Origin of the sequence: Rhodanobacter soli (assembly GCF_040548735.1) — a bacterium.
Lineage (GTDB): Bacteria > Pseudomonadota > Gammaproteobacteria > Xanthomonadales > Rhodanobacteraceae > Rhodanobacter > Rhodanobacter soli_A.
Genome location: NZ_JBEPSD010000002.1, coordinates 290,418 through 315,674 on the forward strand (window position 1 = coordinate 290,418; position 25,257 = coordinate 315,674).

Consider the following 25,257-nt stretch of genomic DNA (forward strand, 5'->3'; position numbering starts at 1 on the left):
CGCAGGAGGATCTTCATGAGGCGCACGTGGACGATCATCGGGGTTGGCGATGTGCCTGGCAGCTTCAAATGGTACCAGTCGCTACTTGGCTTGCCGAAGACGGCTCCCGCTCACGATTATTTCGGCCAGATCCTCGACTCGGATGGAACGGTCTTGCTCTGCCTTCACGCGTGGGGCGCCCACGAGCATCCCTCCCTGACCAGCCCCGATCGAGCGCAGCCTGGCAACGGCCTCCTCCTGTTTTTCCGTGTCGATGATTTCGACATGGCGTTGTCGAGGGCACGCACCCTCGTCGCTCGGCTCGAAGAAGAGCCCCAGGTGAACCCGAACACGGGGACCCGGGAGTTCTCGCTGCGGGATCCGGACGGGTATTACGTCACGATCAGTGCGCTCTCTGCCGCCCGATAAGCCGCAAGAGACTTCCCGTCAACGCCACGCGCGTTCCGCGTGCTGTTTGTCTTCAGCGTTGGACCTGTACGGAAGGCATCAGGTGGTCCTGCCGAATACGCAGGGGTAGTACCGCGGATTCCGATGGCGCGGCACCTGACATCGCGCTAGCCTGCGCACTCCGCATCGCGGAATGGGGAAGGGGGCTTTATGCGCAAGGCTTGGAAGTGGCTCGGCCGCCTGGCGGCCGGCGTGCTGGTCCTGTTGGTGGTGGTGCTGCTTTCGGCTTATGGGCTGAGTGAGCGGCGCATGGCCAAGGTGTACCGGATCGACCCGCCGGTGCCGGCGGTGCCCACCGATGCGGCGGCGGTCGAGCGCGGCAGCCACCTGGCCGCGATCCGCGGCTGCAAGGACTGCCATGGCGCCGACCTGGGCGGCGCCACCTTCATCGACGATCCGCTGTTCGCCCGCCTGTCGGGCACCAACCTGACTCCCGGCGGGGCGGGCGGCAAGCTCACCGACGTCGACCGGGTGCGCGCGATCCGCCACGGCGTGGCGCCGGACGGGCGCTCGCTGCTGTTCATGCCTGCGCAGGAGTTCAGCCACCTCGGCGATCAGGATCTGGGCGACCTGCTGGCCTACCTGCACAGCGTGCCGGCGGTCGAGCGCACGCCGCCGGCGAACCGGGTCGGCCCACTGGGACGCGTGCTGTTCGTGGCTGGCAAGGTGCCGCTGCTGCCGGCGGAGATCGTCGACCATGCCGTGCAGCGGAGCGAGCCGCCCGTGGCCGGTCCCACCGCCGCCTACGGCGCCTACCTCGCCACCGCCTGCGCCGGCTGCCACGGCAAGGGTTTCTCCGGCGGGCATATCCCCGGCACGCCGCCGGACTGGCCCGACGCCGCCAACCTCACATCGGACCCGAGCGGCCTGGTGAACTGGAGCGAGGCCGACCTGAAGAAGGCGCTGCGCGATGGCGTGGCGCCGGGTGGCCGGGCCCTGAAGACCGACTACATGCCGGTGCGGGTGACCCGCTTCCTCACCGACGAGGAGGTCGGCGCCCTGTACGCCTACTTCCGCAGCCTGCCGGCGAAGCCACGCGGGCAGGGCTAGCGAGGCGCTGACGGAAGGCGGCGCGCTGTGCGTTGCGTGGATGCGGCGTGCGCTTTTCTGTATGTTGGCGCCTTCCCAACGCAAAGGCGCGCCGCATGACCGCATCGCTGGAACACCCGGACCACCTGAGGCGCAGCCTTTCCAACCGGCACCTGCAGCTGATCGCCATCGGCGGCGCGATCGGCACCGGCCTGTTCATGGGCTCGGGCAAGACGATCAGCCTGGCCGGGCCGTCGATCCTGCTGGTCTACCTGATCATCGGCGTGATGCTGTTCTTCGTGATGCGGGCGATGGGCGAGTTGCTGCTGTCCAATCTCGAGTACAAGTCGTTCATCGACTTCTCCACCGACCTGCTCGGGCCCTGGGCCGGGTTCTTCTGCGGCTGGACCTACTGGTTCTGCTGGATCATCACCGCGATCGCCGACGTGATCGCGATTGCGGCGTATGCGCAGTTCTGGTTTCCGGGGCTGGCGCCGTGGATCCCCGCGGTGCTGTGTGTGCTGTTGCTGCTGAGCCTGAACCTGGTGACGGTGAAGCTGTTCGGCGAGATGGAGTTCTGGTTCGCGCTGATCAAGATCATCGCGATCTGCGCACTGATCGTGACCGGTTTCGCGCTGGTGGCCTGGGGTTTCCGCTCGCCGTCGGGGCACGTGGCTTCGTTCGCCAACCTGTGGAATGACGGGGGCGTGTTCCCGAAGGGAATGAGCGGTTTCTTCGCCGGCTTCCAGATCGCGGTGTTCGCCTTCGTCGGCATCGAGCTGGTCGGCACCACCGCCGCCGAGACGGCCGATCCGAAGCGCAACCTGCCCAAGGCGATCAACTCGATCCCGGTGCGCATCATCATCTTCTACGTGCTGGCCCTGGTCGCGATCATGGTGGTGACGCCGTGGCGCCTGGTGGAGCCGGGCAAGAGTCCGTTCGTGGAGCTGTTCGTGCTGGCCGGCATCCCGGCCGCGGCCAGCCTGATCAACTTCGTGGTGCTGACCTCGGCCACGTCCTCGGCCAACAGCGGCATCTTCTCGACCAGCCGCATGCTCTATGGCCTTGCCGAGGAGCAGCACGCGCCGAAGACGTTCGCGCGGCTGTCGCGGGCGGCGGTGCCGTCGCTGGGCCTGCTGTTCTCCTGCTTCTGCCTGCTGCTGGGCGCGGCGATGATCTACCTGATCCCCGATCTGGTCACCGCGTTCACCCTGATCACCACGCTGTCCGCGGTGCTCTTCATGTTCGTGTGGTCGCTGATCCTGTTTGCCTATATCGCCTATCGGCGCAAGCGCCCGCAGCTGCATGAGGCATCCATCTACAAGATGCCCGGCGGCGTGTTCATGTGTTACGTCTGCCTGGCTTTCTTCGTGTTCGTGCTGGTGCTGCTGAGCCTGCAGCCGGATACCCGCGAAGCCCTGATCGCCAGTCCGGTGTGGTTCGTGCTGCTGGCCATCGGCTACCTGTGGAAGGGACGCCAGGCACGCCGGGCCGCGGTTCTGCCCGCCGAGTAATTCTTCGGTCGAACGCGTCGGCAGCGCTGTGCATGACCAACGGCAGCATCTGCGATCGTGGGTCCGAGGTGAGGTCGCCTTTCTGGAACAGATCCTGTGCGTGACATCGCGCACAGGATCGGTTGCTCTGTGTGTTCCAGGGCGGGTTATTAGGGATTGCTGGCAGAGTACTGGTCGTGGATCTTCACCTGGCTCCAGGTGGGATGTTGCGGCCAGCCCGCGGGCGAATCCTCCCAGACTTCCTGGCGGCCCCACGGGGTGACGTCGAGCAGGCCGAAGGTGCTGATGGGCAGCTCGATGCCGCGGCCGGTGGTGAACCAGGTCTGGAAGATCCCGTCGTCCGTGCGCAGGAATACCGACAGGCCGAACGGTGCGCCTTCGGCGGTCACGAAGTCTTCGTGGAAGCGGGTGCCGAAGCATGAGTACCAGGGGAAGCTCCAGCCCAGCCGTGCCTTGACGGGTTCGATCTCGGACACCCGGGCGCGCGAGACCACGGCGAAGGTGACGCCGCGTGCGTTCAGGTGCGCCAGGTTGCCGATCTGGTCGCAGTAGAACGAGCAGCCGGGGCAGACGTGGTCCGAATCCGGCGCCAGCATGTTGTGGTAGACGATCAGCTGCGACCGGCCCTCGAACAGGTCGGCGAACGTGTGCGTGCCCGCGGGCGAGCCGAACGTGTAGCCGTCGTCGACGCGCGTCATCGGCAGGCGCCGGCGGCGGGCGCTCAGGGCATCCTGCGCGCGGGTGTGCGCTTTCTCTTCCACGAGCAGGGCGCGGCGCGCGGCCTGCCATTGTTCGCGGGTGACGATGGGTGGATGGTTCATGGCGGTCTCCTTCGATTTCGCTCAGTCGCGATCGGGCGCGCCGAGCGGGAAGTACGAACGGTACGGCCGTGCCTCGTCCACCGCGCGCGCGAACGAGGGGCGTGCCAGCAAGCGTTGCCGGTAGGCGGTGACGTTGGCGTAGCCCGCCGGGATGCGATGGGTCCAGTCGGCGTAGAACAGCGCGGGCGCGGCGGCGCAGTCGGCGAGGCTGAAATCGCCGCCGGTGGCCCAGGTGCGGCCGGCGAGCTTCCGGTCCAGCCAGGCATAGGCGATGTCGAGCCTGGCGCGCGCCTCCTTGACGCCGTAGGGGTCGCGGTCGGCGGCGGGGCGCAGGCTGTCGGCCACGACTTTCTGCTGCGGCGTCTGTACGTAGTTGTCGAAGAAGCGGTCCATCGTGCGCGCCTCGAGCGCGGTGTCGGCGTCGGCGGGAATCAGCGGCGCGCTGCCGGGGTAATGCCGGTCGAGGTACTCGATGATGATGCTCGATTCGATCACCGTGCGTTCGCCGTCGCGCAGTAAGGGGAAGCGGCGGATCGGCCATAGCGCGGTGAACTCGGCGTCGGTGACCGCATCATCCGGCGTGAGCAGGCGCCATTCGAACGGGATGCCATTCTCGTAGAGCGCAATCAGCACCTTTTGGCAGTAGGAGGAGAACGGGTGGGCGTAGAGCTCAAGTGGCATGGCGGATTGCCTTCCGAGGGAGGTTGTCCATGCGACGAATGGCCGTCGGCTGGATCGACATGGTCCGGCTCATACTTGACCGGGGTCAAGGCGGCAGCTGGCGAGCCGGCCGAACATCGTGTCGACGGCATCGATACGGTGCCCGTGAAACGAGGAAGTCCGATGGAATTCCATATTGCCTTGACAGATGCCGCTCCCGATCCAGCCGTCGTGCAGGACGCCCTGTTCAATGTCGACCCCACCGCGGTGGCCGATCTGGACATGAGTGGGCTGGTGCTGCGCGTATCCGCCTCGGCGACGGCGGCAGACCTGGTCGAGGTGTTGCGCCAGGTCGGCTGGCCGGTGGCACCGGAGCAGGTGGTGCAACTGCCGTCGATCTGCTGTGGCGGCTGCGGCGGCTGACGCGGCATCGACCTACGGTTTTCCCGGCCGGCGTCGGCGCGGGCCGATGCCACGCCCGCCGCCTGCCGACGGTCATTCCCCCGGAGCGTTCTGTTCATGTCGTTCGATATCGTGGTCATCGGGGCCGGCCCGGCCGGGCTGTGTTTCGTGCGGTCGCTGGCCGGTAGCGGCCTGCGCATCGCGCTGGTGGAGCGGCAGGAGGCGGCGGCGCTGGTGGCGCCGGCGGACGACGGGCGCGAGATCGCGATCACCCATCACTCGCAGCGGCTGATACGCGAACTGGCGCTGTGGGGGCGGCTGCGCGAGGAGGAGATCGGCACCTTGCGCGACGCGATGGTGCTCGACGGCGACGACCGCGACGGCCTGATGTTCCGCCACGACGAGGCAGGCAAGCCGCAGCTGGGCTGGCTGCTGCCGAACCACGCGATCCGCCGCGCCGCGTATGCCGAAGTGATGACCCTGCCCGAAGTCGAGCGCATCACCGGCGCGCGGGTCGGCTCGATACGCACCGGCGTCGATGGTGCCGAGGTCGGCCTCGACAACGGCGGCACGCTGCGCGCGCAACTGGTGGTGGCGGCGGACAGCCGTTTCTCCGAGACGCGTCGCGCGATGGGGATCGCCGCCGGCATGCACGATTTCGGCAAGACCATGCTGGTGCTGCGCATGCAACACGACGTGCCGCACGAGCAGGTGGCGTGGGAGTGGTTCGGCGTCGGCCAGACCCTGGCGCTGCTGCCGCTGCACGACCCGCATACGTCATCGGTGGTGCTGACCCTGCGCCCGCAGGCGATGCAGGCCTTGCTGGCGCTGGACGATGCGGCGCTGGAAGCGGCGATGGCCGAACGTTTCCAGCAGCGCCTGGGCACGATGCGTGTGGCTGGCCCGCGTTGCGCCTATCCGCTGGTCGGGGTGTACGCGAAACGTTTCGTGGCCGAACGCTTTGCCTTGATCGGCGATGCGGCGGTGGGCATGCATCCAGTGACTGCCCATGGCTTCAATTTCGGCCTGCTCGGGCAGGCCACGCTGGCGCGCGAGTTGCGCGCGGCTTCGAACGTGGGGCGGCCAATCTGGAGCCCGGCGCTGCTGCAACGCTACGAACGCGAACATCGCCTGGCCACGCGGCCGCTGTACCTGGCCACGCAGATGCTGGCCGGTCTGTACACCGACGACCGCCGGCCGGCACGGGTATTGCGCAAACTTGCATTGGGCGCCGGCGCGCGGCTGGGACCGTTCAAGCGGCTGGTGATGTCCGGCCTCACCGCCGATGGCGGCGGTGTCCCGGCGCCGTTGCGGCTGTTGCGGCGCGGGTCGGCGTAGGCCGCTGCCCGCGCATCGTGGCGAGGCGCTACGTCGCCGCCAGCTGCGAGGCGATGCGCACTTCGCCAGTCAGCACCTTGTGGATGGGGCACGCGTTGGCGATCTGCAGCAGGCGTTCGCGCTGCTCGTCGCTCAGCTCGCCCTGCAGGGTGATCACGCGGGTGATGTCGTTGCCCGACTCGGGCGTGCCGTCGGGATTGAACTTGAGCTCGACGCCGACGTGCTGCAACGGCCACTGCTTGCGCGACGCGTACATCTGCAGGGTGATCGCGGTGCACGCGCCCAGCGCGGAAAGCAGCAGCCGGTGCGGAGCCGGGCCGGCGTTGCCGCCACCCAATTCGGCCGGCTCGTCGGCCAGCCAGGCGTGGCCGGTGTCGTCGGTGAAGTTGACCGTGTAGGGCGTGGTGCCGGTGCTGGCGTGGACCGTGGGTATCGTCATGCGTGTGTTCTCCTGCCGGGATGGTGCGTCGCTGGGTGTCGTCTAGATCACATCCCACATGTAGCCATCGTTCGCCAGCACCGCACCGGCCAGCCGTTCGATCGCCTCGTCCTCGTTGCGCTCCAGGCCGCGCACGTTGCGCGCCATGCGCCGGCGCGCCTGCTTCGCGAAAATCTCGGCGATACCGATCGCCTCGTCGGCAGCCGGGTGTGATTGCCTTGCCAGGCTGTCGGCGCGCGACAGCACGCACAGGCCCACGAACAGGTCGATCGCGATGTCGGCCAGGCGCTTTTGCGCGTGCTGCTGGTCGGCCACCTTCTTGCCGTAGCGGCGCAGCAGCGCGTCGGCGGATTTGGACAGTTCCACCGTGTACTTCTCATAGGTGGCGGCGACCTTGCGCAGCCGCGGTGACAGCTCGTGGACGATGCGGTCGATGCCGTAGCCGGTGGCCTCGCGCATGCGCCGGCCGGTGTAGGTGCCCAGCACGCCGAAGCCCTTGATCGGGTCGTTGAAGATGTCGCCCACGGCGGCCTTCAGCTCGCTCAACCCGGCGCCCACGCCCTTCAGGCCGGACAGCGCGATGTACAGGCGCAGGATCTCGTTGGTGCCTTCGAAGATCGACAGGATGCGCGTGTCGCGGGTGATCTGCTCGTACGGAAACTCGCGCATGAAGCCGTTGCCGGCGGCGATCTGCAGCGCCTCGTACGACGCGCGTTGCACCGCCTCGCTGGCGAATACCTTGCTCATCGCCGCCTCGACCGAGTAGTCGCTGCCGCCGCCGTCGATCAGGTGAGCGACCATCCACACCGCGCTTTCGGCGGCGAAGCAATCCACCGTCATCTGCGCGATCTTCTCGCGCACCAGGCCGAACTCGGCGATCGGCTGGCCGAACTGCTTGCGCTCCTTCGCCTGCGCGCTGGCGAGGCGGATCAGCGAGCGCATGCCGCCGACCGCGCCGCCGCCCAGGCCGGTGCGGCCGCTGTTCAAGATGCTCATGGCTACCTTGAAGCCCTTGCCGACCGGGCCCAGCACATTCTCCGGCGGCACCCGCACGTCGGCGAACGCGACCGTGGTGGTGCTTGAGGCGCGAATGCCCATCTTGTCCTCGTGTGGACCGTGGCTGACGCCGGGCCACACGGCTTCGACGATGAACGCGGTGATCTTGCCCTCGGGCGTGTCGGTGCGCGCGAACACGGTGTAGAAATCCGCGATGCCGCCGTTGGTGATCCAGATCTTCTCGCCGCTCAGCGTCCAGCTGCCGTCATCGTTGCGCACGGCCTTGGTGCGGATCGAGGCGGCATCGGAGCCGGCGCCGGATTCGGTGAGGCAGAACGCGGCGATCATCTCGCCCATGGCCAGCTTCGGCAGGTAGCGCTGCTTCTGCGCGTCGCTGCCGAACAGCAGTACACCCTTCATGCCGATCGAGCTGTGCGCGCCGATGGTCAGCGAGACCGAGCTGTCGTGGCTGCTGGTCTGGCCCAGCACGCGCGCGTAGGCGCCGTTGGACAGTTCCAGCCCGCCGAATTGTTCGGGAATGATCAGGCCGAACAGGCCCATCTCGCGCAGCGCCTGGATGAACTCGGCCGGCTGCTCGGCATCGCGGTCGTACTGCTTCAGCTCCGCGGTCTTGTCGGCAAGGAACTGGTCGATCGCGTCGGTCATCGCGCCCAGCATTTCCCTGTCGCGCGCACGGATCTGCGGGTAGGGAAACAGGTTTTCCTCCACGATGTTGCCCAGGAACAGCTGTTTGGCGACACTGTCGTCGCTGCGCAGTGCGGGCTGCTCGTTACCGGTGGGCGAGGGCGTGCTCACGTGCATTCTCCTGGGCGGGTGAAGGCCCATTCTGGCACTTCGACTGCCGCTGGACATGCCGCGAATCGACGCAGCTTGCGCAAGCCGCCGTTTCGATTCATACCGCGCCGCTCTGCCTGCGAAGAGGGTTGGCAAGCGCAGTGGGGCGGCTTGAAACCGATGCCAGGCGAACCCAAGTCGTTGTATGAACTAGCTTGTATCGAGGGTTTGCGGGCAAGTACGCACTGGGCGCGCAGCGCCACATTCCCGTCTTGCGGAGGTAGGCCATGGCAACCGGTTGGGCAGGTGACGGCGCCGTGCAGGATCAGATCGACGCCACGGTCGACGATGCGGTGCAACGGGCGCGCCAGCAGTTGCGCAAAGGCCCTGGCCTGACGCACTGCGAGGAATGCGATGCGCCGATTCCCGCGGCGCGGCGCAAGGCCGTGCCCGGCGTGCGCCTGTGCGTGGCCTGCCAGGAAGCGCAGGACGCGGAGCAGCGCAGTGCCAGCCTGTACAACCGCCGCGGCAGCAAGGACAGCCAGCTGCGCTAGCGGACACCCGGCCGCCGGCTGCAGCCTATTCGCGTCGATCCCCTTCATCTGCATCAGCGCCGGGGTGACCCGCCGCACTGTTTCGGGACCGGGACCGGTCAGCAACGCGCGCGTTCGAGGGCGAGTACTTGTGTGCCCCGTCGACAAGCGGCAAGCTCGGACCCCATCGGCCGGGCCGGCTCGGGTATCGTGGGGCACCGGCGACCGGCCACTGGCGTGATTGCATGGAGGCACAGCTCATTTCCCCCTTGTCGAACCCCTCCGAGCTTGCCGCCGGCATCAACTATTTTTTTGCGTTGCTGCCGGATACCCCGGCACGCGCCGCGATCGTCGGCGTGGCCGAGCGTTTCCGCAAGTCACACCGGGTTGGCGGGTCGCCGGTCGGCATCGATAGCCTGCATATGACGCTGTGCCCGATGGGCAAGCCCGAACGGTTGCGGCAGCCGCTGGAGGAGGCGTTACTGGCTGCCGCCGGCGAAGTTCGCGCGCAGGGATTCATGGCGGCGCTGGACTCGGCGATGCGCTTCAGCGCCAGGGACGGGCAGTTTCCGTTCGTGCTGTGTGCGGATGCCGCCACCACCGAGGCGGCGTTGGCCCTGCGCAAGGCGATTGCGGCTGCGCAGGCTCGCATGGGGTTGCAGGTCAGCGGGGTCTCCAGTTTCCTGCCGCATGTCACCATGCTGCATGGGCATGCGGTCGATGCGATCGAGGAATCCATCACGACGATTCACTGGTGGGTGTCCGAATTCGCGCTGATCCGCAGCTTTTTCGGCGAGTCGAGGTACGAGGTGATCGGCCGCTGGCCACTGGCGGCGCCGCCCGTGGCCGAGCCGGTCGACATGCTGGCGGAGATGGCGAGCTTGCCGGACCTGCCCGACGAGGCATGACCCGCGCTGTCAGATTGGCGGTTCGGCGTTCGCCGCCGGGACCTGCCGGCGCCGCTGGCGGGCCAGGCTGTGTTCGCGGTGGGCGATGTACAGGCTGGCGCCGATGATGATGGTCGCGCCCGCCACGGTGTAGCGATCCACGCCTTCGCCGAAGATCCACCAGGCCAGCACCGCCACGATCAGCAGTTGCAGGTAGCTGAAAGGCGCCAGCAGCGAGGCATCGGCCAGCCGCAGCGCGCGCGTCCAGCAGTAGTGCCCGCCGGTGCCGAGTGCGCCGGACAGCACCAGCCACGGCCAGATGCCGGCGTGCGGCCATTGCCATACGGCCAGTGCGGCGGGCAGCGACAGCGGCACCCACAGCAGGGTGGTCAGCAGCACGATGCGGTCGGCCGGTTCGCTGCCGGTCAGCGACTTGATGCTGATCGTCACCGCGCCGGTCAATCCCGCGGCCAGCAGGGCGACCAGGCTGCCGGCGGTGAACGCGGCACTGCCGGGCCGCACGATCACCAGCACGCCGATGAAGCCGGCGACCACCGCGCTCCAGCGGCGCATGCGCACGATCTCGCCGAGGAACAGCACCGCGCCGATCGTGACGAACAACGGCGAGGAATACGACAGCGCCACCGCTTCGGCCAGCGGCAGGTTCACGATCGCCCAGAAGCCGGCCAGCATGCCGCCCATGCCGAGTACGCAGCGCATCACGTAGAAACCGAAGCGTGGCGTGTGCAGCAACTGCCAGCCGTGCACATGCAGCAGCGGCAGCGCGAACAGCGCACCGAAGGTGCTGCGGAAGAAGGTGATCTGGAACGGATGCAACTGGGCGGACGCGAACCGGATCGACACTGCCATCAAGGCAAAGAAACTGGCACTGCCCAGCATCAGCAGCACGGCGCGCAGGGGGAGCGGCGTGGAGGAGGGCGGCGATGCGGGGGTCGAATCCAGGTCCGTGCCGTGGGATAGCCAAGCAGGCGCGCATGGTACCCCAACTTGCACATCGGCTTTCGCGCGGCAAGCGGCACGGCACCTGTGCCGTTGGCGTCGAACTTCAGCGCGCGGTCGGCGCGGCGGCGTCCGATCCGTCGCCCGACCACGCCTGCAGCCGTTCGCGCACGGCCGGCTCCAGGCTCTTCAGTCCCCAGCGGCGACCTTCGGCCAGCGCCGCTTCGCTCGACCGGCCGTCGATCAGCGCAGCGCGCAGGGCGATCATCGCACCCACCCGGTTGCTGCTGGCGCAATGCACCAGGGTCAGCTGGTCGCCGGCGTCGCGCAGCAGGCGGTCGAACTGCGCGACCCTGGCGCGGGTCAGGTCGCCGGCGCCGCGGATCGGCAGGTTGTGGTAGCCGATGCCGGCTGCGCGCACGGCGGCGGCTTCGTCGAAACCGGGCGTCTCGCTGTCCAGGCTGAGGTCGATCACCTGCCGGATGCCCGCATGCTTCAGTGTGGCGATGTCGCCCGCCTGCAGTCGCCCGGACGCCACGCGGTGCGGCGCCGGGAACGCGACATGGGGAAGTCCGGCCATGGCGGCTTCCTCCGGCGCGGCGGCCGTCGCGCTGCCGACGGCCATGGCGAGTACCAGCGACAACAGCAGCGAACGGAGCATTTCGGATACCTCGCTTCGGGGAACGGACACGATAGCCGAAGCGGGCCGGGCGATTTGTTGCAGGCGCGTACGGAGACTGTGCGCCGAGCCGATTGGACAACGTTGTCATCCTCGCCCTGTCCGCAGGCATTGATACTGCGTCGCAGCACGCTGCGTATGACATCGTTCGCTTCATGTCCCAGTGAATACCTTGCGTGCCAGCCGTCACAGTTTGGAAAAAGGCTTATAGACAACGTTGTCATTCAAATCTAAGACGGGACCGTTCCAACCATGACAAGCGGTAGCGAGCAGGGAGGCGGAAAGGCGACCGGGTCCCCAACCACACGGCTGATCGGAGCGCAGCCATGCATTCGCCTGCAACTCACCCGTAGCGATGCCATTCCAATCAGGAGAGATTCCATGTTTGTGAAACGATCGGCTGTGTGGTCAGGCCTGGCCTTGAGTGCGCTGGGCAGTGCAGTGGGGACAGGCATGTCGGTGACCTTGCTGGCGGCAATGCCGGTGCAGGCGGCGTATGCGCAATCCGCGCCGGCCTGCGCCGCAGCGTGGAGCGCCACGACCGCCTACAGCGGCGGCAGTGTCGCCAGCGAGAACGGTACGAACTATCTGGCGAACTGGTGGACGCAGGGCAACGACCCAGCCACCAGCAGCGGGCCCAGCGGCTCGGGCCAACCGTGGACGTCGCAAGGCGCCTGCGGCGGCTCGACGCCACCGCCGACCGATCCGCCGCCGGCCTCCGGCGGTTGCGACGCGGCCTGGAACGCAACGACCGCTTATGGCGGCGGCAGCGTCGTCAGCGAGAACGGCGTGAACTACAAGGCGAACTGGTGGACCCAGGGCGACGACCCGGCCACCCACAGTGGCGCGGTGGGCACCGGTCAGCCGTGGACATCGCAAGGTGCCTGCGATGGCACGGATCCGGGCGATCCCGGTGATCCGGGCGACCCCGGCGATCCGAATCCACCCGCCGCGGGTTTCCTGTTCAGCCCGTACAAGGACGTGACCATCAACCTGGACTGGAACACCAACGTGATGCGCACCGCCGTCACCGGCACGCCGATCCCGCTGGTGGGCAGCGGCAGCCTGGTGGCCACCGCGTTGCCCAACCTCGGTGCGGTCACCCTGGCGTTCGCCTCCGGCGAGTGCGGCAGCGAGAGTTGGGGCGGCATCCCGGCGGCGAGCTTTGCCAGTGCGAACATCCAGCCGCTGGTCAACGCAGGGGTGAGCTACGTGATCTCCACCGGTGGCCAGGCAGGCAGCTTCACCTGCTCGACGCCGGCCGGCATGGCGCAGTTCCTTTCGCGCTATGCGTCGCCGTACATGGTCGGCCTGGACTTCGACATCGAGGGCGGCCAGACGCAGACGCAGATCAACAACCTGATCTCCAACGCCGCATACGCGCACAGCCTGTACCCGAACCTGCGCTTCTCGTTCACCCTGGCCACGCTGGCGGCGTCGGACGGCAGCTACGGCGGCTTGAATGGCGTCGGCGACATGGTGGTGCGCGCGGTCAAGGCGGCGAACCTGCCGAACTACACGATCAACCTGATGGTGATGGACTTCGGCTCGGCCAGCCCGGGCGTGTGCGTGGTGTCGAACGGGCAGTGCAACATGGGCCAGTCCGCGATCCAGGCGGCGCTGAACCTGGAGCATACCTACGGCATCCCGGCCAGCCGGATCGAGTTGACCCCGATGATCGGCGTGAACGACGTCAGCAGTGAGGTGTTCACGATCGCCGACGTCGATACCGTGATCCAGTACGCGGTGGGCCAGGGCATGGCCGGCGTGCACTTCTGGTCGCTCGACCGCGACACGCCGTGTGCGGGCGGCGGCGGAACGGCTTCGCCGATCTGCAACTCGGTCAGCGGCACCACGTCGCTGCAATACACGAAGCGCTTCCTGCAGGATCTGGGCAAGTAACCGGCGCGAACCGGCGGGCGGGTCGGCGAACGGCCGGCCCGCCTTCGGCTCAGGCGGTCGCCGACTCGACGAAGGTCACCAGGTTGCCATCCGGGTCGCATATCGGGGCGAAGCGCACGTAGTGGGTCGCCAGTTGCGGTGGCGGTACGTCGATCTGCCGCCCCTGCAGGCCGAGCAGGATCTCGTCGAGGTCGTCCACCATGATGCCCAGCGCCGCGCCGGCACGCTGGCCTGCGTCGGCCAGTGCATTCCTGGGCAGTACCTGGATCCGCGTGCAGCGGGCGATCTGCCATTCGGCGCAGGAGGCGTTCGGGCCGTTGTCGGGAACGCGCCCGAACAGGCGGGCGTACCAGGCGCTGGAGGCAGCGAAGTCGCTCACGGCAACCGTGGCGAGAACCTGGTGGGCAGGCATGGCGAATCTCCGTGGCGGTGCGCGTAGATTTAACGCCATGCCGATGTCGGCCGCGTGAAGGCACGCGCCGCGCGCCCGTATAATCTCCGCTTCCCTTGATGGAACGACCAGGATCGACCGATGTCCGATATTCCCACCTGCCCGCTGTGTGCGATGGAAAACACCTACCCGGACGGCGACAACTACGTCTGTGCCGACTGCGGCCACGAGTGGCCGATCGCGGCGGGCGCGCATGCGGCCGATGCCGCGCTGGTGGTGCGCGACGTCAACGGCAACGTGCTCAACAGCGGCGACACGGTGACGGTGATCAAGGACCTGAAGGTGAAGGGCTCGTCGATCCCGCTGAAGCAGGGCACGGTGATCCGCAACATCCGCCTGGTCGATGGCGACGACGAGCACATCGAAGGCAGTTCGGACAAGATCAAGGGGCTGGTGCTGAAGGTGTGTTTCCTGAAGAAGGCCTGAGACGGAGCTACTGGCGCGCTTCGAGCCGCAGCCCGCGTGGCGTCAACCAGCGCTCGACAAGCTCGAACAGGCCCTGCACCAGCAGTGCCAGCATGGCGGCCGGGATCGCGCCCTGCAGGATCAGCCCCACATCGTCCAGCCGGATGCCGGTGAGGATCGGCTGGCCGTAACCGCCGGCCCCGATCAATGCCGCCAGTGTGGCGGTGCCCACGTTGATCACCGCGGCGGTCTTGATGCCGGCCAGGATCGAGCGCATCGCCAGCGGCAGTTCCACCCGACGCAGGCGCACGCCGGGCGGCAGGCCCAGTGCGGCGGCGGATTCGCGCAATTCCGGCGCGATGCCGACCAGGCCGGCGTGCGTATTGCGCACGATCGGCAGCAGGCTGTACAGGAACAGCGCGGCGATCGCCGGCCAGGTACCGATGCCGAGCAGCGGGATCATGAACACGAACATCGCCAGCGAGGGTACCGTCTGCAGCACGCCGGTCAGGCCGATCACCCACTGGCCCAGGCGTCGCAAGCGGGCCGCCAGGATGCCCAGCGGGATCGCCAGCAGCATGGCCAGTCCCAGCGAGATCGCCACCAGCTTGACGTGCTCGGCGCTGCGTTGGAGCAGGTGCGGCCACAGTCCGCCGTCGTGGCCGTCCGCATGGATGCCGAGGAAGTCGGCGGCCACCACGTTTTCGCTGACGCCGCGCAGTTTCACCCGCGCATTCATCGCGCGCATCGCCTCCTCGTCGATGCTGCCGGTGAGCTTGTGCAGCACGCCGACGAAGGCGGGCGCACGCTGCTCCAGCGCCAGCCGGTACAGGTAGACCGCCTCGTAGCGTGGAAAGTAGCGGCGGTCGTCGCGCAGCGTGCGCAGGTGGTAGTAGGGGATTTCCGCGTCGGTGCTGTACAGGTCGATCGCATCGACCGCGCCGCTGGCCACCGCGCGGTACGACAGCGTGTGGTCGAGGCCGCTCACGTTCGTCTGCGGCAGGCCGTAGCGCCGGCGCAGGCCGGGCCAGCCGTCGCCGCGGTCCATGAACTCGTTGGAGAAGCCGAAGCGCAGGTCGGGATGCCGCAGCAGGTCGGAAATGTCCTTGATGCCCAGCCGCGCGGCTTCATCGTCGCGCATGCCGATCGCATAGGTGTCGCTGAAGCCGAGCGAGTCGGTGATGCCGATCCCCAGCGGCTTGAGCCGCGCGCGCAAGGTGGCGATGTCCGCATTCGCCGGCACGCCTTTCAGCAGTTCCTGGGTGAGCGTGCCGGTGTACTCGGGATAGGCGTCGATCTCGCCTTCGAGCAGGGCGCGCCACAGGATGCTGGTGCCCCCCAGTTCGCGCCGGTGCACCGCATCGATGCCGGCCTCGCGCGCGCCGGCCAGCGCCAGTTCGCCCAGGATCACCGACTCGGTGAACTGCTTGGAACCGATGCGCACCGGCGCGGCCTGTGCCGACGCGGGCAGCAGGCACGCGCCCAGCAGCAGGCACGCGCCCAGCAGCAGGCAAACGCCCAGCAGCATTGGTGCGGGCAGCAGGCAGCGCATCATGGGGCCTCCGGCAGGCGTCGCTGCGCCTCGACGAAGCGGCTGACGAAGGCGTCGACGGGGCGGTCGCGCAGGTCGTGGAAAGTCCCGTCCTGCAGCACGGCGCCTCGGCGCAGCAGCACCAGCCGTTCGGCGAACCAGGCTGCTTCGGCGAGGTCGTGGGTGACCACGATCACGGTCTTGCCGAGCCGGTCGAAGATCTGTTTGAGCTCGTCCTGCAGTTCGTGCCGCACCACCGGATCGAGCGCGCCCAGCGGTTCGTCCAGCAGCAACGCGTCGGGGTCGACCATCAAGGCGCGCATCAGCGCCACGCGCTGGCGCTGGCCGCCGGACAGTTCGGCCGGGTAGCGCTCCAGCACACCAACCGGCAGATGGGTCAGCGCGGCGAGTTGTTCCGCGCGCTGCTGGATCCGCTCGCGGTTCCAACCGAGGTGGCGCGGCAGCAGGGCCAGGTTGCCCAGTGCGGTGAGATGCGGGAACAGGCCGCCATCCTGGATCACGTAGCCCACTCGCCGGCGCAGCTGCAGCACGTCGGTGCGCTGCAGGGGTTTGCCGTCGACTTCGACGTGGCCATGGTCCGGCCACTCCAATCCGAGCAGCAGGCGCAGCACGGTGGACTTGCCCGAGCCGCTGCTGCCGATCAGTGCGCTGGTGGTGCCGGCAGCGAAGGCCAGGCTGGTTTGTTCGAGCGCATGCACCTTGCCGTAGCGCTTGCCCGCCTGCACCAGCGCGAAAGCGATGCCGCCGGGAGACTCAGCCGTGGACATGGCGCGTCATGGCAGGTCGGCCTTCAGTTCGGTGGCGGGAAAGCAGCGCGGGGCGACGATGCCGCCACGGCCGCGGTACGCGTGAGCCTATCAGCAGGGCGGATGGCTGCGCCAACGTTGGTCGCGTTGCATTGGCCTGGTCTTTGCGCGGCACCGGCGCCGGGCCGCTATGGCGCACCGCTCATCAGCGCGCGGTCGCCGCCTTGCCGCTTGGCGTCGTACATCGCGTCGTCGGCATGCCGCAGCAGCAGCTTGCCGTCCTCGCCGTGATCGGGGTACAGGGCGATGCCGATGCTCGCCGACACTTGCAGCCGGCAGCCGGCCAGTTCGAACGGCTGTCTGAGCGCGGCATGGATCTTCGCGGCGATCGTGACGACGTGTTCGGGCAGGTCGATGCCGTTGAGCAGCACCACGAATTCGTCGCCGCCGATGCGGCCGACCGTATCGGAGTCGCGCACGCACTGGCTGATGCGCGCGGCCGCCTCGCGCAGCAGCAGGTCGCCGACGTCGTGGCCATGCTTGTCGTTGACCGGCTTGAACTGGTCCAGGTCGAGGTACAGCACGGCCAGCCGCTGTCCATCGCGCCGGGCTCTGGCCAATGCGGTGCGCAGCCGGTCGTGGAACAGTTCGCGGTTCGGCAGGTCGGTGAGCTGATCGTGCTGGGCGAGGTACTGCAGCCGGGTTTCGCTCTTCTTGCGCTCGATCGCCGCGGCGATCTGGGTGGAGACGAACTGCAGCAGCGCCTTGTCCTGCTGGGTGTAGCGCACTTCGCCGGAGTAACTCTGCACCACCAGCGCGCCGATCACGCCCTGTTGTCCGCCGAGCCATTCCAGCGAATCCCGGCCGACGATCGGGCGCACCCGCGCGGGCAGTTCCACCCGAGTATCCGGCGTCAGCAGCAGCGCCTGTCCGCTGCGGATCACCTCGCTGGTGAGTGTGCCCGATTCCAGGCTTTGCGTCGGGGGCGGCTGGTCGTACTCGTCGACGAAGTAGGGAAAGCTCAGCTCGTCCTTCTGCGCGTCGTACAAGGCCACGAAGAAATTCCTGGCCGGCAGCAGCTTGCCGACGATCTGGTGGATGTGCAGGAACAATGTCAGCAGATCCTCTGCCGAGTGCGCCGCCTCGGAAATGGCGTGCAATGCCACCTGCATCAGTTCGGCACGCTTGAGCTCGGTGACGTCGCGCGCCACCGCGATCCGCACCTGGTCCGCCTCCGACCAGCGCGCCGACCACATGATGTGGATGACCCGGCCGTCCTTGCGCACGTAGCGGTTCTGGAAATGCGGTTTGGGCTGGCCGGCCATGATCTCGTTCGCCGCTTGCAGGGTACGCTCGCGGTCGTCGGGGTGGACCAGTTCGATCATCGGCCGGCCGATGACCTCTTCCGGCGTGTAGCCGAAGATGCGTTCGAAGGCGGCACTGACGAAGACGTAGCGGCCCTGGACGTCCACTACGCAGATCGCGTCGAGCAGGAGGTCCATGACGTTGCTGAAGGGGAGGCCGGCGCCCGATTCCAGCGGAGAAGACGGTTGGTTCATTCGATCTGTTCGAGCGTGTTGCCTGGCGAGGCGGCGATGCCGGTTCGAAGCCTATCCGGAATCCGTGCGGAAAATGTCTACACGCGCTTCCGGCGCCGCTCGCGACGGCCGCCAGGTGCCTGCGCCGGGCCGGTCGGGCGGCCCGGCGCAGGAGCGTGCGCTCAGGCGATGGTCAGCGTCACGTCGATGTTGTTGCGAGTGGCGTTGGAGTACGGGCACACGACGTGCGCCTTCTGCACCAGCGCTTCGGCGTCGGCGCGGGGCAGGCCGGGGATCGAGATGGTCAGCTCGACTTCGATGCCGAAGCCGGTGGGGATCTGGCCGATGCCGACCTGGCCGGTCACCTGGGTATCGGCCGGCAGTTGCAGTTTCTGCTGGGCTGCCACGAACTTCATCGCGCCGAGGAAGCAGGCCGAGTAGCCGGCGGCGAACAACTGTTCCGGATTGGTGCCGTCGCCACCGGCGCCGCCGAGTTCCTTCGGTGTAGTCAGCCTGACGTCGAGCACGTTGTCGGACGAGGTGGCGCGGCCGTCGCGGCCGCCAGTGGCCGTGGCCTTGGAGCGATAGAGGACTTTTTCGATGGACATGGGTGTTTCCTTTTCAGGTGGGTGGGGTGTGGCGGTGAATGTATTGCTGGCTATTTGATAGTGCACTATTTAATTAGGCAAAAATATTCAACGACTTGGTCAGACGCTGTCGGACAACTTGCCGCGCAGGTCCTGCAGTTCCCGTTTCAGGTGCATCAACTGGTCCGGCGTGCACCGGGTGGCGCAGAACACCGACTCCTGCACCTTGCCGGCCTTTGTCTGCAGCGCCTTGCCGCGCGCGGTCAGCGAAATCACCACGTGGCGCTCGTCGTCGCGCGAACGCAGCCGCGTCACCAGTCCCGCCGTTTCCAGCCGTTTCAGCAACGGGGTGAGCGTGGCCGAATCGAGGAACAACCGTTCGCCGATCTCCGACACGCTGAGGCTTTCGTCCTCCCACAACACCATCATCACCAGGTATTGCGGATAGGTGAGGTCCAACGACTTGAGCAGCTTGCGGTAAACCTTGTTCATCGCCAGCCCGGCCGAGTACAGGGCGAAGCACAGCTGCGCGTCCAGCCGGGGCGTGGCGTTCGCGGCAAGCGTCGACGATGTGCGGGACGTGCTCATGGTTGCGCAACATATATAGTGCACAATTCAATTGCAAGCTATTTTTACCGGATGGCTTCCGGCACGGGTGAAGCCGTGGTCGCTGGCTTAAGGTAGCGCGTATGCATCGGGCGAGGGGCAAGTGATGTTCAGGCGGTTTCTGCTGGTCCTGGCCATGGCATTGCCGGCTCTGGCGGCGGCGAAGGTTCCGCCGGCCGAGGTGGCCGTGCTTGCCACGTTGCACCAGTTGCATGCGACCACGCCGGCCTATTCGTTCGATACGCTGGGCCAGGTCATCGAGCGGCTGCAGCCCGAAGTGCTGTGCGTCGAACTGCAGCCGGACGACCTGCAGCGGCGCCCGGCGGAGGCGACCAAGCAGGAATATCCCCGGGTCGTCTATCCGCTGATCGACCGCCATCACTATCGCGTGTATGCGATGGAGCCGGCCGAACCCACCTACAGCGACATCCTCACGCCGTACATCCAGGCGGGCCACGATTTCAGCGTACGGGAGCCGGAGCAGGCCGAGGCGTTCTCGCGCTACAGCGATGGCGCCTACATCGGCCTGCAGACGTACTGGACGTCGCCCGCACGGGTCAACGACGCGGTGACGGATGCCGTACTGCGCGCCAAGCACGAGCTGCAGCAGGCGATGGTCGGCGACGGCGAACGCATCGGCTGGGAACGCTGGAACCGGCAGTTCCTCGCCGTCATCCTGCAGGCCGCGAAAGAGAACCCGGGCAAGCGCATCGTGGTACTCGTGGGTGCCGAGCATGGCTACTGGCTGCGCGGGCACCTGGCCCAGGCGACCGGCGTGCAGTTGCTCGATACGGCAGAGTTGCTGCGGGCACCGGCCGCGAAACCGATACAGCACGCCGGCCGGGCCGACGTGCCGATGACCTGATGGCGATGACCTGCTGAAAAACCACCATGGAGCCCTTGCATGAACCTTCGGATGACAAGCCTTGCGACATTGGGCATCGCCGCACTCGCCGTGCTGGCCGGCAGCAATGTGCAGGCGAAAGACACCTACAGCGCACCACAACGTGAAGCGCTCGGCGCGGTGGACGCGCTGTTCGCTGCGATGGCGAAGCATGACGTGGACGCCTCGCGCCGGCTGATCCTTCCTGGTGCCAGTTTCGTGGTGGTGCTGCCCGATGGCGCGGTGAAGATCGAGCCCGACACCGGCTACCTGGAGACGTTGGGCAAGCACAAGGAAGTATTCCGCGAGCGCATATGAGAGGCGCAGGTGATGGTGCAGGGCAACCTCGCCCAGATATGGGCGCCGTACGATTTCCACCTCGACGGCAAACTGTCCCATTGCGGCATCGACAGCTTCAGCCTGGTGCGCGGCCCCGGCGGCTGGCGTATCGCCGGGACCAGCTACACCGTGCAGAAGACGGGCTGCGCGCCGACCCCGCTGGGCAACGTGAAGTAGCAGGTATCCCACGCCGGAGCTTCACTCGGCAGGCATGCCAGCGCGTAGCCTTTGACAAGGCCGGCTTGTCGCGTTGACGGTGGCCGTTTCTGCAGGCCGGGTGCCGCATCGCCGCGTGTTCCGGCATGAATCGACAAGGCTTTGCATGCGCCGAGTGACACCGATTGCCTGCGGGGGAACGCGATCTTTCCGGTCGACGGAGGCGTGGGCTTCGTCCGTTGATTTTCGTGATGCACTTGGCGCTCAATCCAGCGGCGCGGTCATGATCAGCTGGTCGACCTCGTAGCCACGTTGGCGCGAGTGTTCCTTGAGGGTCTGGAACAGCGCGCGATCCATCGTGGGGCGGCGCGCGAGTATCCACAGGTGCTTGCGCCCGGGACTGCCGATCACGGCCCACTGGTAGTCGGCGTCCACCTCGATCACCCAGTAGTCGGCCCATGCCATCGGCAGCCAGGTCAGCCAGGCGGGCACGAAGCGCACCTCCAGCGCCGCGGGCTGGTTGTCCTTCATCCGCGCCACTCCGTCGACGGACATCCGACCCTTGCTGGTGCGGCAGGCGTTGTGGATGTGGACGGTGTCGTCGGGATTCGGCGTGTAGGTGGCGACGACGGCATCCAGGCATTTGCGCTCGAAATACATCGGCAGGCGCGCGATCTCGTGCCACTGGCCGGCGTAGCGATGGATGTCGAGCGACGGCACGGGCTGATTCGGCAAGGTGGCGGCCACCGTCGGCAGGGCAGCGGCCAGCAGCGCGGCCATCAACAGCCGGCGAAACATGCGCATGGTCTGACTCCATCGGTTTCATGCATGGTACGTCGTCGTGTCCGTTGTCGACTACGGGAACGCCAAGCGTGACGGGGCTTGATTGCATGGGAAGCAAGTGGGTGACCAGCACCACGAAGTGTTCCGGCAGGCCTGATCGCGGTAACGGTCCAACCTCGCCAAGCCGTGTCGGCTGGTGTGGTAGGTGGCAGGGTCACGGCGATGGACTTGAGCGGCCATCCATGAAAATTGAGTCCAGCGAAGGCGCAAAAACTTACTATTCCGGGATGCGAAAAACGCACCCCGGACGCAGATTCGCATGTTCCAACGGGCATCCACGCGTCTCAACATTGATTGAGAATTTACATAAGTAATTGATTAATAATGGAATATAAGGTTTAAAAAATGTTATGCATACGTGCAGAGGTAGCGTATATTCGACGTGCGTTTGAAATTACGATTCGAACGCACCGAAGGGGTCAGGGGACGTGATCTCTTTCGGCGCTTACTGCAGTGACTCGCCAAGTCACGCATCCAATGCTTCATTTCACCGGGGAGTTAAGAAATCATGAGTGTTGTTGGGTATGGTCGTACCAAGTTGTGGCGCCACACGGCGCTGGCGGTAGCTTTGAGCCTGAGCCTTGGCGGAGTCGCCATGGCGCAGTCGAATGCTTCGGGTGTCATTTTCGGCAATGCCGGGGACGTTCCCGGAGCAACAGTCCATCTGCAGAACGTGAACACCGGGCAGAGCCGCGACATAACGGTGGAAGCCAATGGCCGCTACCGCGCGACGTCGCTGCCTGTGGGCACCTATACCGTCACCCTGAAGCGTGATGGCCAGGTGGTGGGGAGCCGCGAGAACGTGCAGGTTCGCGTGGGTTCGGGTACCGATGTGTCGTTCGACGCAGCCGCCAGTGAAGGCGGCGCGAAGACACTGGAAGGTATTACGGTGGTGGGATCGGCGTTGCCGGCCATCGACGTATCGTCGGTCGACTCGCGCACGGTGCTCACATCCGAGCAACTGGCAAAGCTTCCGTTGGCGCGTGACGTCACCGCTGCGGCGCTGCTGGCTCCGGGTACGGTCCAGGGTGATTCGCGTTATGGCAACGTCGCCTCCTTCGGTGGTGCGTCGGCGTCGGAGAACCAGTACTACATCAACGGTTACGCAGTGACCAACGCGTTGACCGGCCTCGGCTTCACCAGCCTGCCATACGATGCCATCGATCAGCAGCAGATCTACACTGGCGGTTACGGTGCGGAATACGGACGCTCCACCGGTGGCGTGATCAACGTGGTCACGAAGAGCGGCGGCAATACCTGGAAGGCGGGTGTGGGCCTGCACGCCACGCCGGATGCGCTGCGCTCCACGCCGAAGAGCATTCATCGCAAGGATGGTCAGCTTTACCAGAACCGCAGCGACAACGAGAGCACGGCGATGCAGTACACCGGCTATGTCAGCGGCCCGTTGGTCAAGGACAAGTTGTTCCTGTACGCGGCGGCCGACTTCACCCGCACCAGCGGCAAGTCGACTGGTTCCATCCTCACGCCGCAGTCGACCGACGAGGTGTCCAAGGCCAAGAAGTGGCTGGCCAAGATCGACTGGAACATCACCGACAACCATATCCTGCAGTTCACCGGATTGTCGGACCAGACCGATACCGACCGCACGGTGTACAAGTACAGCTATGCGAACCAGTCGCGTGGCGACCTGATCGGTACGGACACGCTGAAGAACGCCGCGTCCCTGGCTGGTTCCGCACCGGGTGGCGATGTTTATGTCGGCAAGTACACCGGCTATCTCACCGATAGCCTTACCGTCAACGCGTTGTATGGCACCAGCAAGACCACGCATCGGCGCACGCTCGCCTATGCGACCAACCCGAATTGCCCGTGGATTACCGACTCCCGCACCGGCATCACCAACCCGATCGTCGGCTGCGGTCTGGTCGGTGGCACCGTACTTGGCCCAGGAGCCAACGACAAGACCCATGGCTGGCGCCTCGACGTGGAATACCAGTTGGGCTCACATGACCTGCGCGCTGGTCTGGATACCCAGACGCTGGAGTCGACCAGCGGCAACCAGTACGAAGGCGGCTACCGCTGGCGTTACCGTAACGTCCGCGCAGATGGTGTTTTCCCCGGGCGCCCGGACGCTACAGTGCCAGCCGGGACCCAGTATTACGTGGAGAACCGCACCTTCATCACCGGCGCGTCCGTCAAGGTGGAACAGGAAGCGCAATTCATCGAGGATCGCTGGCAGGTCAGCGATCGCTGGATGGCCTACCTTGGCCTGCGCAACGAGCAGTTCAAGAACATCAACGGTGCCGGCGACGTCTATGTCAAGCAGCGTCACCAGTTGGCTCCTCGCCTAGGTGCAACCTGGGACGTGTTTGGCGACTCCACCTTCAAAGTGTATGCGAATGCAGGTCGCTACCACTTGGCGATTCCGTCCAATGTGGCCATCCGTGGCGCATCGGCGTCTCTGTATTCCAGCCAGTACTACACCTACAACGGTGTAGGCCCGAATGGCGAACCGCTCAACCTTGTGCCGTTTGGCAGCAAGATTTATCTCAACGGCGAAGATGGAACGGATCTCAACCCCCGTACCGTCGCGGCGCAGAACATCAAGGCGTACTACCAGGACGAGTACATCCTGGGCTTCGACAAGGCGATCAACAACGACTGGAGCTTCGGCGCCAAGGCGACCATGCGCAAGTTGAAGAGCTCGATCGACGACTTCTGCGATTCGCGTCCGTTCGAGAAATACGCTGCGCGCAACAACATCGACATCACCAACGCCAGCATTCCCGGCTGCTACCTGTTCAACCCGGGCGTTCCGAACACGTTCCTGGTGGACGTGGACGGGCAGGGTAACCTGGTGCCGTTCAAGCTGACCATGGAAGACTTCACCACGCCGGCCGGCGTGGCCTTCCCGCCGCTGAAGCGCAAGTACTACTCGCTGGATCTGTACCTGGAGCACCACTTCGACGAGCGCTGGTTTGCCCGCATGGAGTACACCTTCTCGCGCAGCTACGGCAACTCCGAAGGTCAGCTGAAGTCGGACATCGGCCAGCTCGATCCGTCGGTGACGCAGGACTGGGATGCGCCGGAAATCATGCAGTACTCCAACGGCCCGTTGCCGAACGATCGCACCCATCAGCTGAAGACCTATGGCTTCTTCCAGCTCAACAAGGAGTGGTTGCTCGGCGCCAACGTGGCGATTGCCTCGGGTCGTCCGATGAACTGCATTGGCTTCGATCCGGTGGATGCGATCCAGTACGGCGCTTCGTACTTCGAGTGCAACAACCAGCCGGCACCTCGTGGCTCGCGTGGTCGCCTGCCGTGGACCTTCAAGGCCGATCTCAACGCGCAGTACCGCCCGTTGTGGGCTGGCGCGGACCAGAACCTGGCGTTCTCGGTGACCGTGTTCAACCTGTTCAACAGCCAGAAGACGCTGTCGCAGGTCGATGGCGGCGAGGATCCTGCGAACGATTACCAGCGTCCGCTGGCGTTCCAGACCCCGCGCTACGTGCAGTTCGGTGTCACCTACGACTTCTCGCTGTAACTCGAGAAGCGTCGGGGCAGCCTGACGCAGTCGTTTCGAAAGCCGCCGGTTTTGTCCGGCGGCTTTCTTTTTTTCGGAAGTCGGGTTCACGCGTGTTCGGGAAACGAGTTTCCGAGGAAGGTCACGGCAGGAGTACGGCATCGGGCTGGCTGCAACGGTGCGGATGGGCATACCATCGGCGCTCCCCGCCGTCATCCCCCAGGAGTTCGCGTGCAGCCGATCATTGCCGTCAGTCAACTCAGCA

Annotated in this window: 26 protein-coding genes; 13 read left to right on the top strand and 13 right to left on the bottom strand. The window is 66.3% G+C overall.

Translation table 11 applies throughout. The features are described from left to right. Positions 1-15: 15 nt before the first annotated feature. The 3 genes from ABIE04_RS12220 to cycA all read left to right on the top strand — a co-directional run bounded on the left by ABIE04_RS12220 (position 16) and on the right by cycA (position 2,990). Positions 16-408, top strand: coding sequence for a VOC family protein (locus tag ABIE04_RS12220; protein ID WP_354550501.1), 393 nt, complete (start codon positions 16-18; stop codon positions 406-408). A gap of 189 nt (positions 409-597) precedes the next feature. Next, positions 598-1,497, top strand: a complete 900-nt coding sequence (locus ABIE04_RS12225) for a c-type cytochrome (RefSeq protein WP_354550503.1) — start codon at positions 598-600, stop codon at positions 1,495-1,497. 95 nt (positions 1,498-1,592) lie between these two features. Next, a complete protein-coding gene (gene cycA, locus ABIE04_RS12230; protein WP_354550505.1) occupies positions 1,593-2,990 on the top strand; it encodes a D-serine/D-alanine/glycine transporter in 1,398 nt (465 codons plus the stop codon). A 149-nt stretch (positions 2,991-3,139) separates the two neighbouring features. On the opposite strand, the gene ABIE04_RS12235 is transcribed toward cycA, so the two are convergent. Both ABIE04_RS12235 and ABIE04_RS12240 read right to left on the bottom strand, forming a co-directional pair. Continuing rightward, positions 3,140-3,811 carry a DUF899 domain-containing protein gene (locus ABIE04_RS12235; protein WP_354550508.1) on the bottom strand — a complete coding sequence of 224 codons (672 nt, stop codon included), beginning with the start codon at positions 3,809-3,811 and terminating at the stop codon, positions 3,140-3,142. 21 nt (positions 3,812-3,832) lie between these two features. After that, positions 3,833-4,492, bottom strand: a complete 660-nt coding sequence (locus ABIE04_RS12240) for a glutathione S-transferase family protein (protein ID WP_354550510.1) — start codon at positions 4,490-4,492, stop codon at positions 3,833-3,835. A 162-nt stretch (positions 4,493-4,654) separates the two neighbouring features. On the opposite strand from ABIE04_RS12240, the gene ABIE04_RS12245 reads away from it, so the two are divergent. Both ABIE04_RS12245 and ubiM read left to right on the top strand, forming a co-directional pair. Next, complete coding sequence (locus tag ABIE04_RS12245) at positions 4,655-4,894, top strand: hypothetical protein (RefSeq protein WP_354550512.1); 240 nt, start codon at positions 4,655-4,657, stop codon at positions 4,892-4,894. 96 nt (positions 4,895-4,990) lie between these two features. Continuing rightward, positions 4,991-6,211 (top strand): 5-demethoxyubiquinol-8 5-hydroxylase UbiM, encoded by a 1,221-nt coding sequence (gene ubiM, locus ABIE04_RS12250; protein ID WP_354550514.1) that lies wholly within the window; start codon positions 4,991-4,993, stop codon positions 6,209-6,211. 28 nt (positions 6,212-6,239) lie between these two features. Here the strand turns inward: ubiM and ABIE04_RS12255 are convergent, their stop codons facing one another. Both ABIE04_RS12255 and ABIE04_RS12260 read right to left on the bottom strand, forming a co-directional pair. Further along, positions 6,240-6,650, bottom strand: a complete 411-nt coding sequence (locus tag ABIE04_RS12255) for an OsmC family protein (protein WP_354550516.1) — start codon at positions 6,648-6,650, stop codon at positions 6,240-6,242. A gap of 42 nt (positions 6,651-6,692) precedes the next feature. Beyond that, on the bottom strand, positions 6,693-8,462 hold the full coding sequence (locus ABIE04_RS12260) for an acyl-CoA dehydrogenase family protein (RefSeq protein WP_354550519.1): 1,770 nt from the start codon (positions 8,460-8,462) through the stop codon (positions 6,693-6,695). 266 nt (positions 8,463-8,728) lie between these two features. Here ABIE04_RS12260 and ABIE04_RS12265 point away from each other — a divergent pair, with 266 nt between their 5' ends. After that, complete coding sequence (locus ABIE04_RS12265) at positions 8,729-8,995, top strand: DksA/TraR family C4-type zinc finger protein (RefSeq protein WP_354550521.1); 267 nt, start codon at positions 8,729-8,731, stop codon at positions 8,993-8,995. 224 nt (positions 8,996-9,219) lie between these two features. Next, positions 9,220-9,882 (top strand): 2'-5' RNA ligase family protein, encoded by a 663-nt coding sequence (locus tag ABIE04_RS12270; protein WP_354550523.1) that lies wholly within the window; start codon positions 9,220-9,222, stop codon positions 9,880-9,882. A gap of 9 nt (positions 9,883-9,891) precedes the next feature. On the opposite strand, the gene ABIE04_RS12275 is transcribed toward ABIE04_RS12270, so the two are convergent. Together ABIE04_RS12275 and ABIE04_RS12280 are read right to left on the bottom strand one after the other, a co-directional pair. Next, positions 9,892-10,779 carry a DMT family transporter gene (locus ABIE04_RS12275; RefSeq protein WP_354551452.1) on the bottom strand — a complete coding sequence of 296 codons (888 nt, stop codon included), beginning with the start codon at positions 10,777-10,779 and terminating at the stop codon, positions 9,892-9,894. A gap of 148 nt (positions 10,780-10,927) precedes the next feature. Then, positions 10,928-11,482 carry a beta-lactamase hydrolase domain-containing protein gene (locus ABIE04_RS12280; protein WP_354550525.1) on the bottom strand — a complete coding sequence of 185 codons (555 nt, stop codon included), beginning with the start codon at positions 11,480-11,482 and terminating at the stop codon, positions 10,928-10,930. A gap of 399 nt (positions 11,483-11,881) precedes the next feature. On the opposite strand from ABIE04_RS12280, the gene ABIE04_RS12285 reads away from it, so the two are divergent. Next, complete coding sequence (locus ABIE04_RS12285) at positions 11,882-13,402, top strand: carbohydrate-binding protein (protein WP_354550528.1); 1,521 nt, start codon at positions 11,882-11,884, stop codon at positions 13,400-13,402. Between the two features lie 49 nt (positions 13,403-13,451). On the opposite strand, the gene ABIE04_RS12290 is transcribed toward ABIE04_RS12285, so the two are convergent. Continuing rightward, on the bottom strand, positions 13,452-13,814 hold the full coding sequence (locus tag ABIE04_RS12290; RefSeq protein ID WP_354550530.1) for a VOC family protein: 363 nt from the start codon (positions 13,812-13,814) through the stop codon (positions 13,452-13,454). A 120-nt stretch (positions 13,815-13,934) separates the two neighbouring features. Here ABIE04_RS12290 and ABIE04_RS12295 point away from each other — a divergent pair, with 120 nt between their 5' ends. Then, a complete protein-coding gene (locus ABIE04_RS12295) occupies positions 13,935-14,279 on the top strand; it encodes a zinc ribbon domain-containing protein YjdM (protein WP_354550532.1) in 345 nt (114 codons plus the stop codon). Between the two features lie 7 nt (positions 14,280-14,286). On the opposite strand, the gene ABIE04_RS12300 is transcribed toward ABIE04_RS12295, so the two are convergent. The 5 genes from ABIE04_RS12300 to ABIE04_RS12320 form a co-directional block, all read right to left on the bottom strand. Then, positions 14,287-15,810 carry an ABC transporter permease/substrate-binding protein gene (locus tag ABIE04_RS12300; protein WP_354551454.1) on the bottom strand — a complete coding sequence of 508 codons (1,524 nt, stop codon included), beginning with the start codon at positions 15,808-15,810 and terminating at the stop codon, positions 14,287-14,289. Further along, positions 15,810-16,577 carry an ATP-binding cassette domain-containing protein gene (locus ABIE04_RS12305; RefSeq protein WP_354550534.1) on the bottom strand — a complete coding sequence of 256 codons (768 nt, stop codon included), beginning with the start codon at positions 16,575-16,577 and terminating at the stop codon, positions 15,810-15,812. Before ABIE04_RS12305 ends, ABIE04_RS12300 begins: the two co-directional genes overlap by 1 nt. Positions 16,578-16,744: 167 nt before the next feature. Beyond that, entirely contained in the window at positions 16,745-18,115 is a 1,371-nt protein-coding gene (locus ABIE04_RS12310; RefSeq protein WP_354550537.1) for a sensor domain-containing protein, read from the bottom strand. 161 nt (positions 18,116-18,276) lie between these two features. Then, on the bottom strand, positions 18,277-18,702 hold the full coding sequence (locus ABIE04_RS12315) for an organic hydroperoxide resistance protein (RefSeq protein WP_354550539.1): 426 nt from the start codon (positions 18,700-18,702) through the stop codon (positions 18,277-18,279). A gap of 99 nt (positions 18,703-18,801) precedes the next feature. Next, a complete protein-coding gene (locus ABIE04_RS12320; protein ID WP_354550541.1) occupies positions 18,802-19,269 on the bottom strand; it encodes a MarR family winged helix-turn-helix transcriptional regulator in 468 nt (155 codons plus the stop codon). Positions 19,270-19,393: 124 nt separating this feature from the next. Here ABIE04_RS12320 and ABIE04_RS12325 point away from each other — a divergent pair, with 124 nt between their 5' ends. The 3 genes from ABIE04_RS12325 to ABIE04_RS12335 are packed head-to-tail and all read left to right on the top strand — an operon-like array spanning position 19,394 to position 20,686. After that, on the top strand, positions 19,394-20,152 hold the full coding sequence (locus ABIE04_RS12325; protein ID WP_354550544.1) for a hypothetical protein: 759 nt from the start codon (positions 19,394-19,396) through the stop codon (positions 20,150-20,152). Positions 20,153-20,203: 51 nt separating this feature from the next. After that, on the top strand, positions 20,204-20,488 hold the full coding sequence (locus ABIE04_RS12330) for a hypothetical protein (protein WP_354550546.1): 285 nt from the start codon (positions 20,204-20,206) through the stop codon (positions 20,486-20,488). A gap of 12 nt (positions 20,489-20,500) precedes the next feature. Continuing rightward, positions 20,501-20,686, top strand: a complete 186-nt coding sequence (locus ABIE04_RS12335; RefSeq protein ID WP_354550548.1) for a hypothetical protein — start codon at positions 20,501-20,503, stop codon at positions 20,684-20,686. A 243-nt stretch (positions 20,687-20,929) separates the two neighbouring features. On the opposite strand, the gene ABIE04_RS12340 is transcribed toward ABIE04_RS12335, so the two are convergent. Next, the gene (locus ABIE04_RS12340; RefSeq protein ID WP_354550550.1) at positions 20,930-21,469 is read right to left on the bottom strand and encodes a lipocalin family protein; all 540 of its coding nucleotides are present in this window, start codon (positions 21,467-21,469) and stop codon (positions 20,930-20,932) included. Between the two features lie 634 nt (positions 21,470-22,103). On the opposite strand from ABIE04_RS12340, the gene ABIE04_RS12345 reads away from it, so the two are divergent. Beyond that, a complete protein-coding gene (locus tag ABIE04_RS12345) occupies positions 22,104-25,013 on the top strand; it encodes a TonB-dependent receptor (RefSeq protein WP_354550552.1) in 2,910 nt (969 codons plus the stop codon). Positions 25,014-25,257 lie beyond the last annotated feature (244 nt).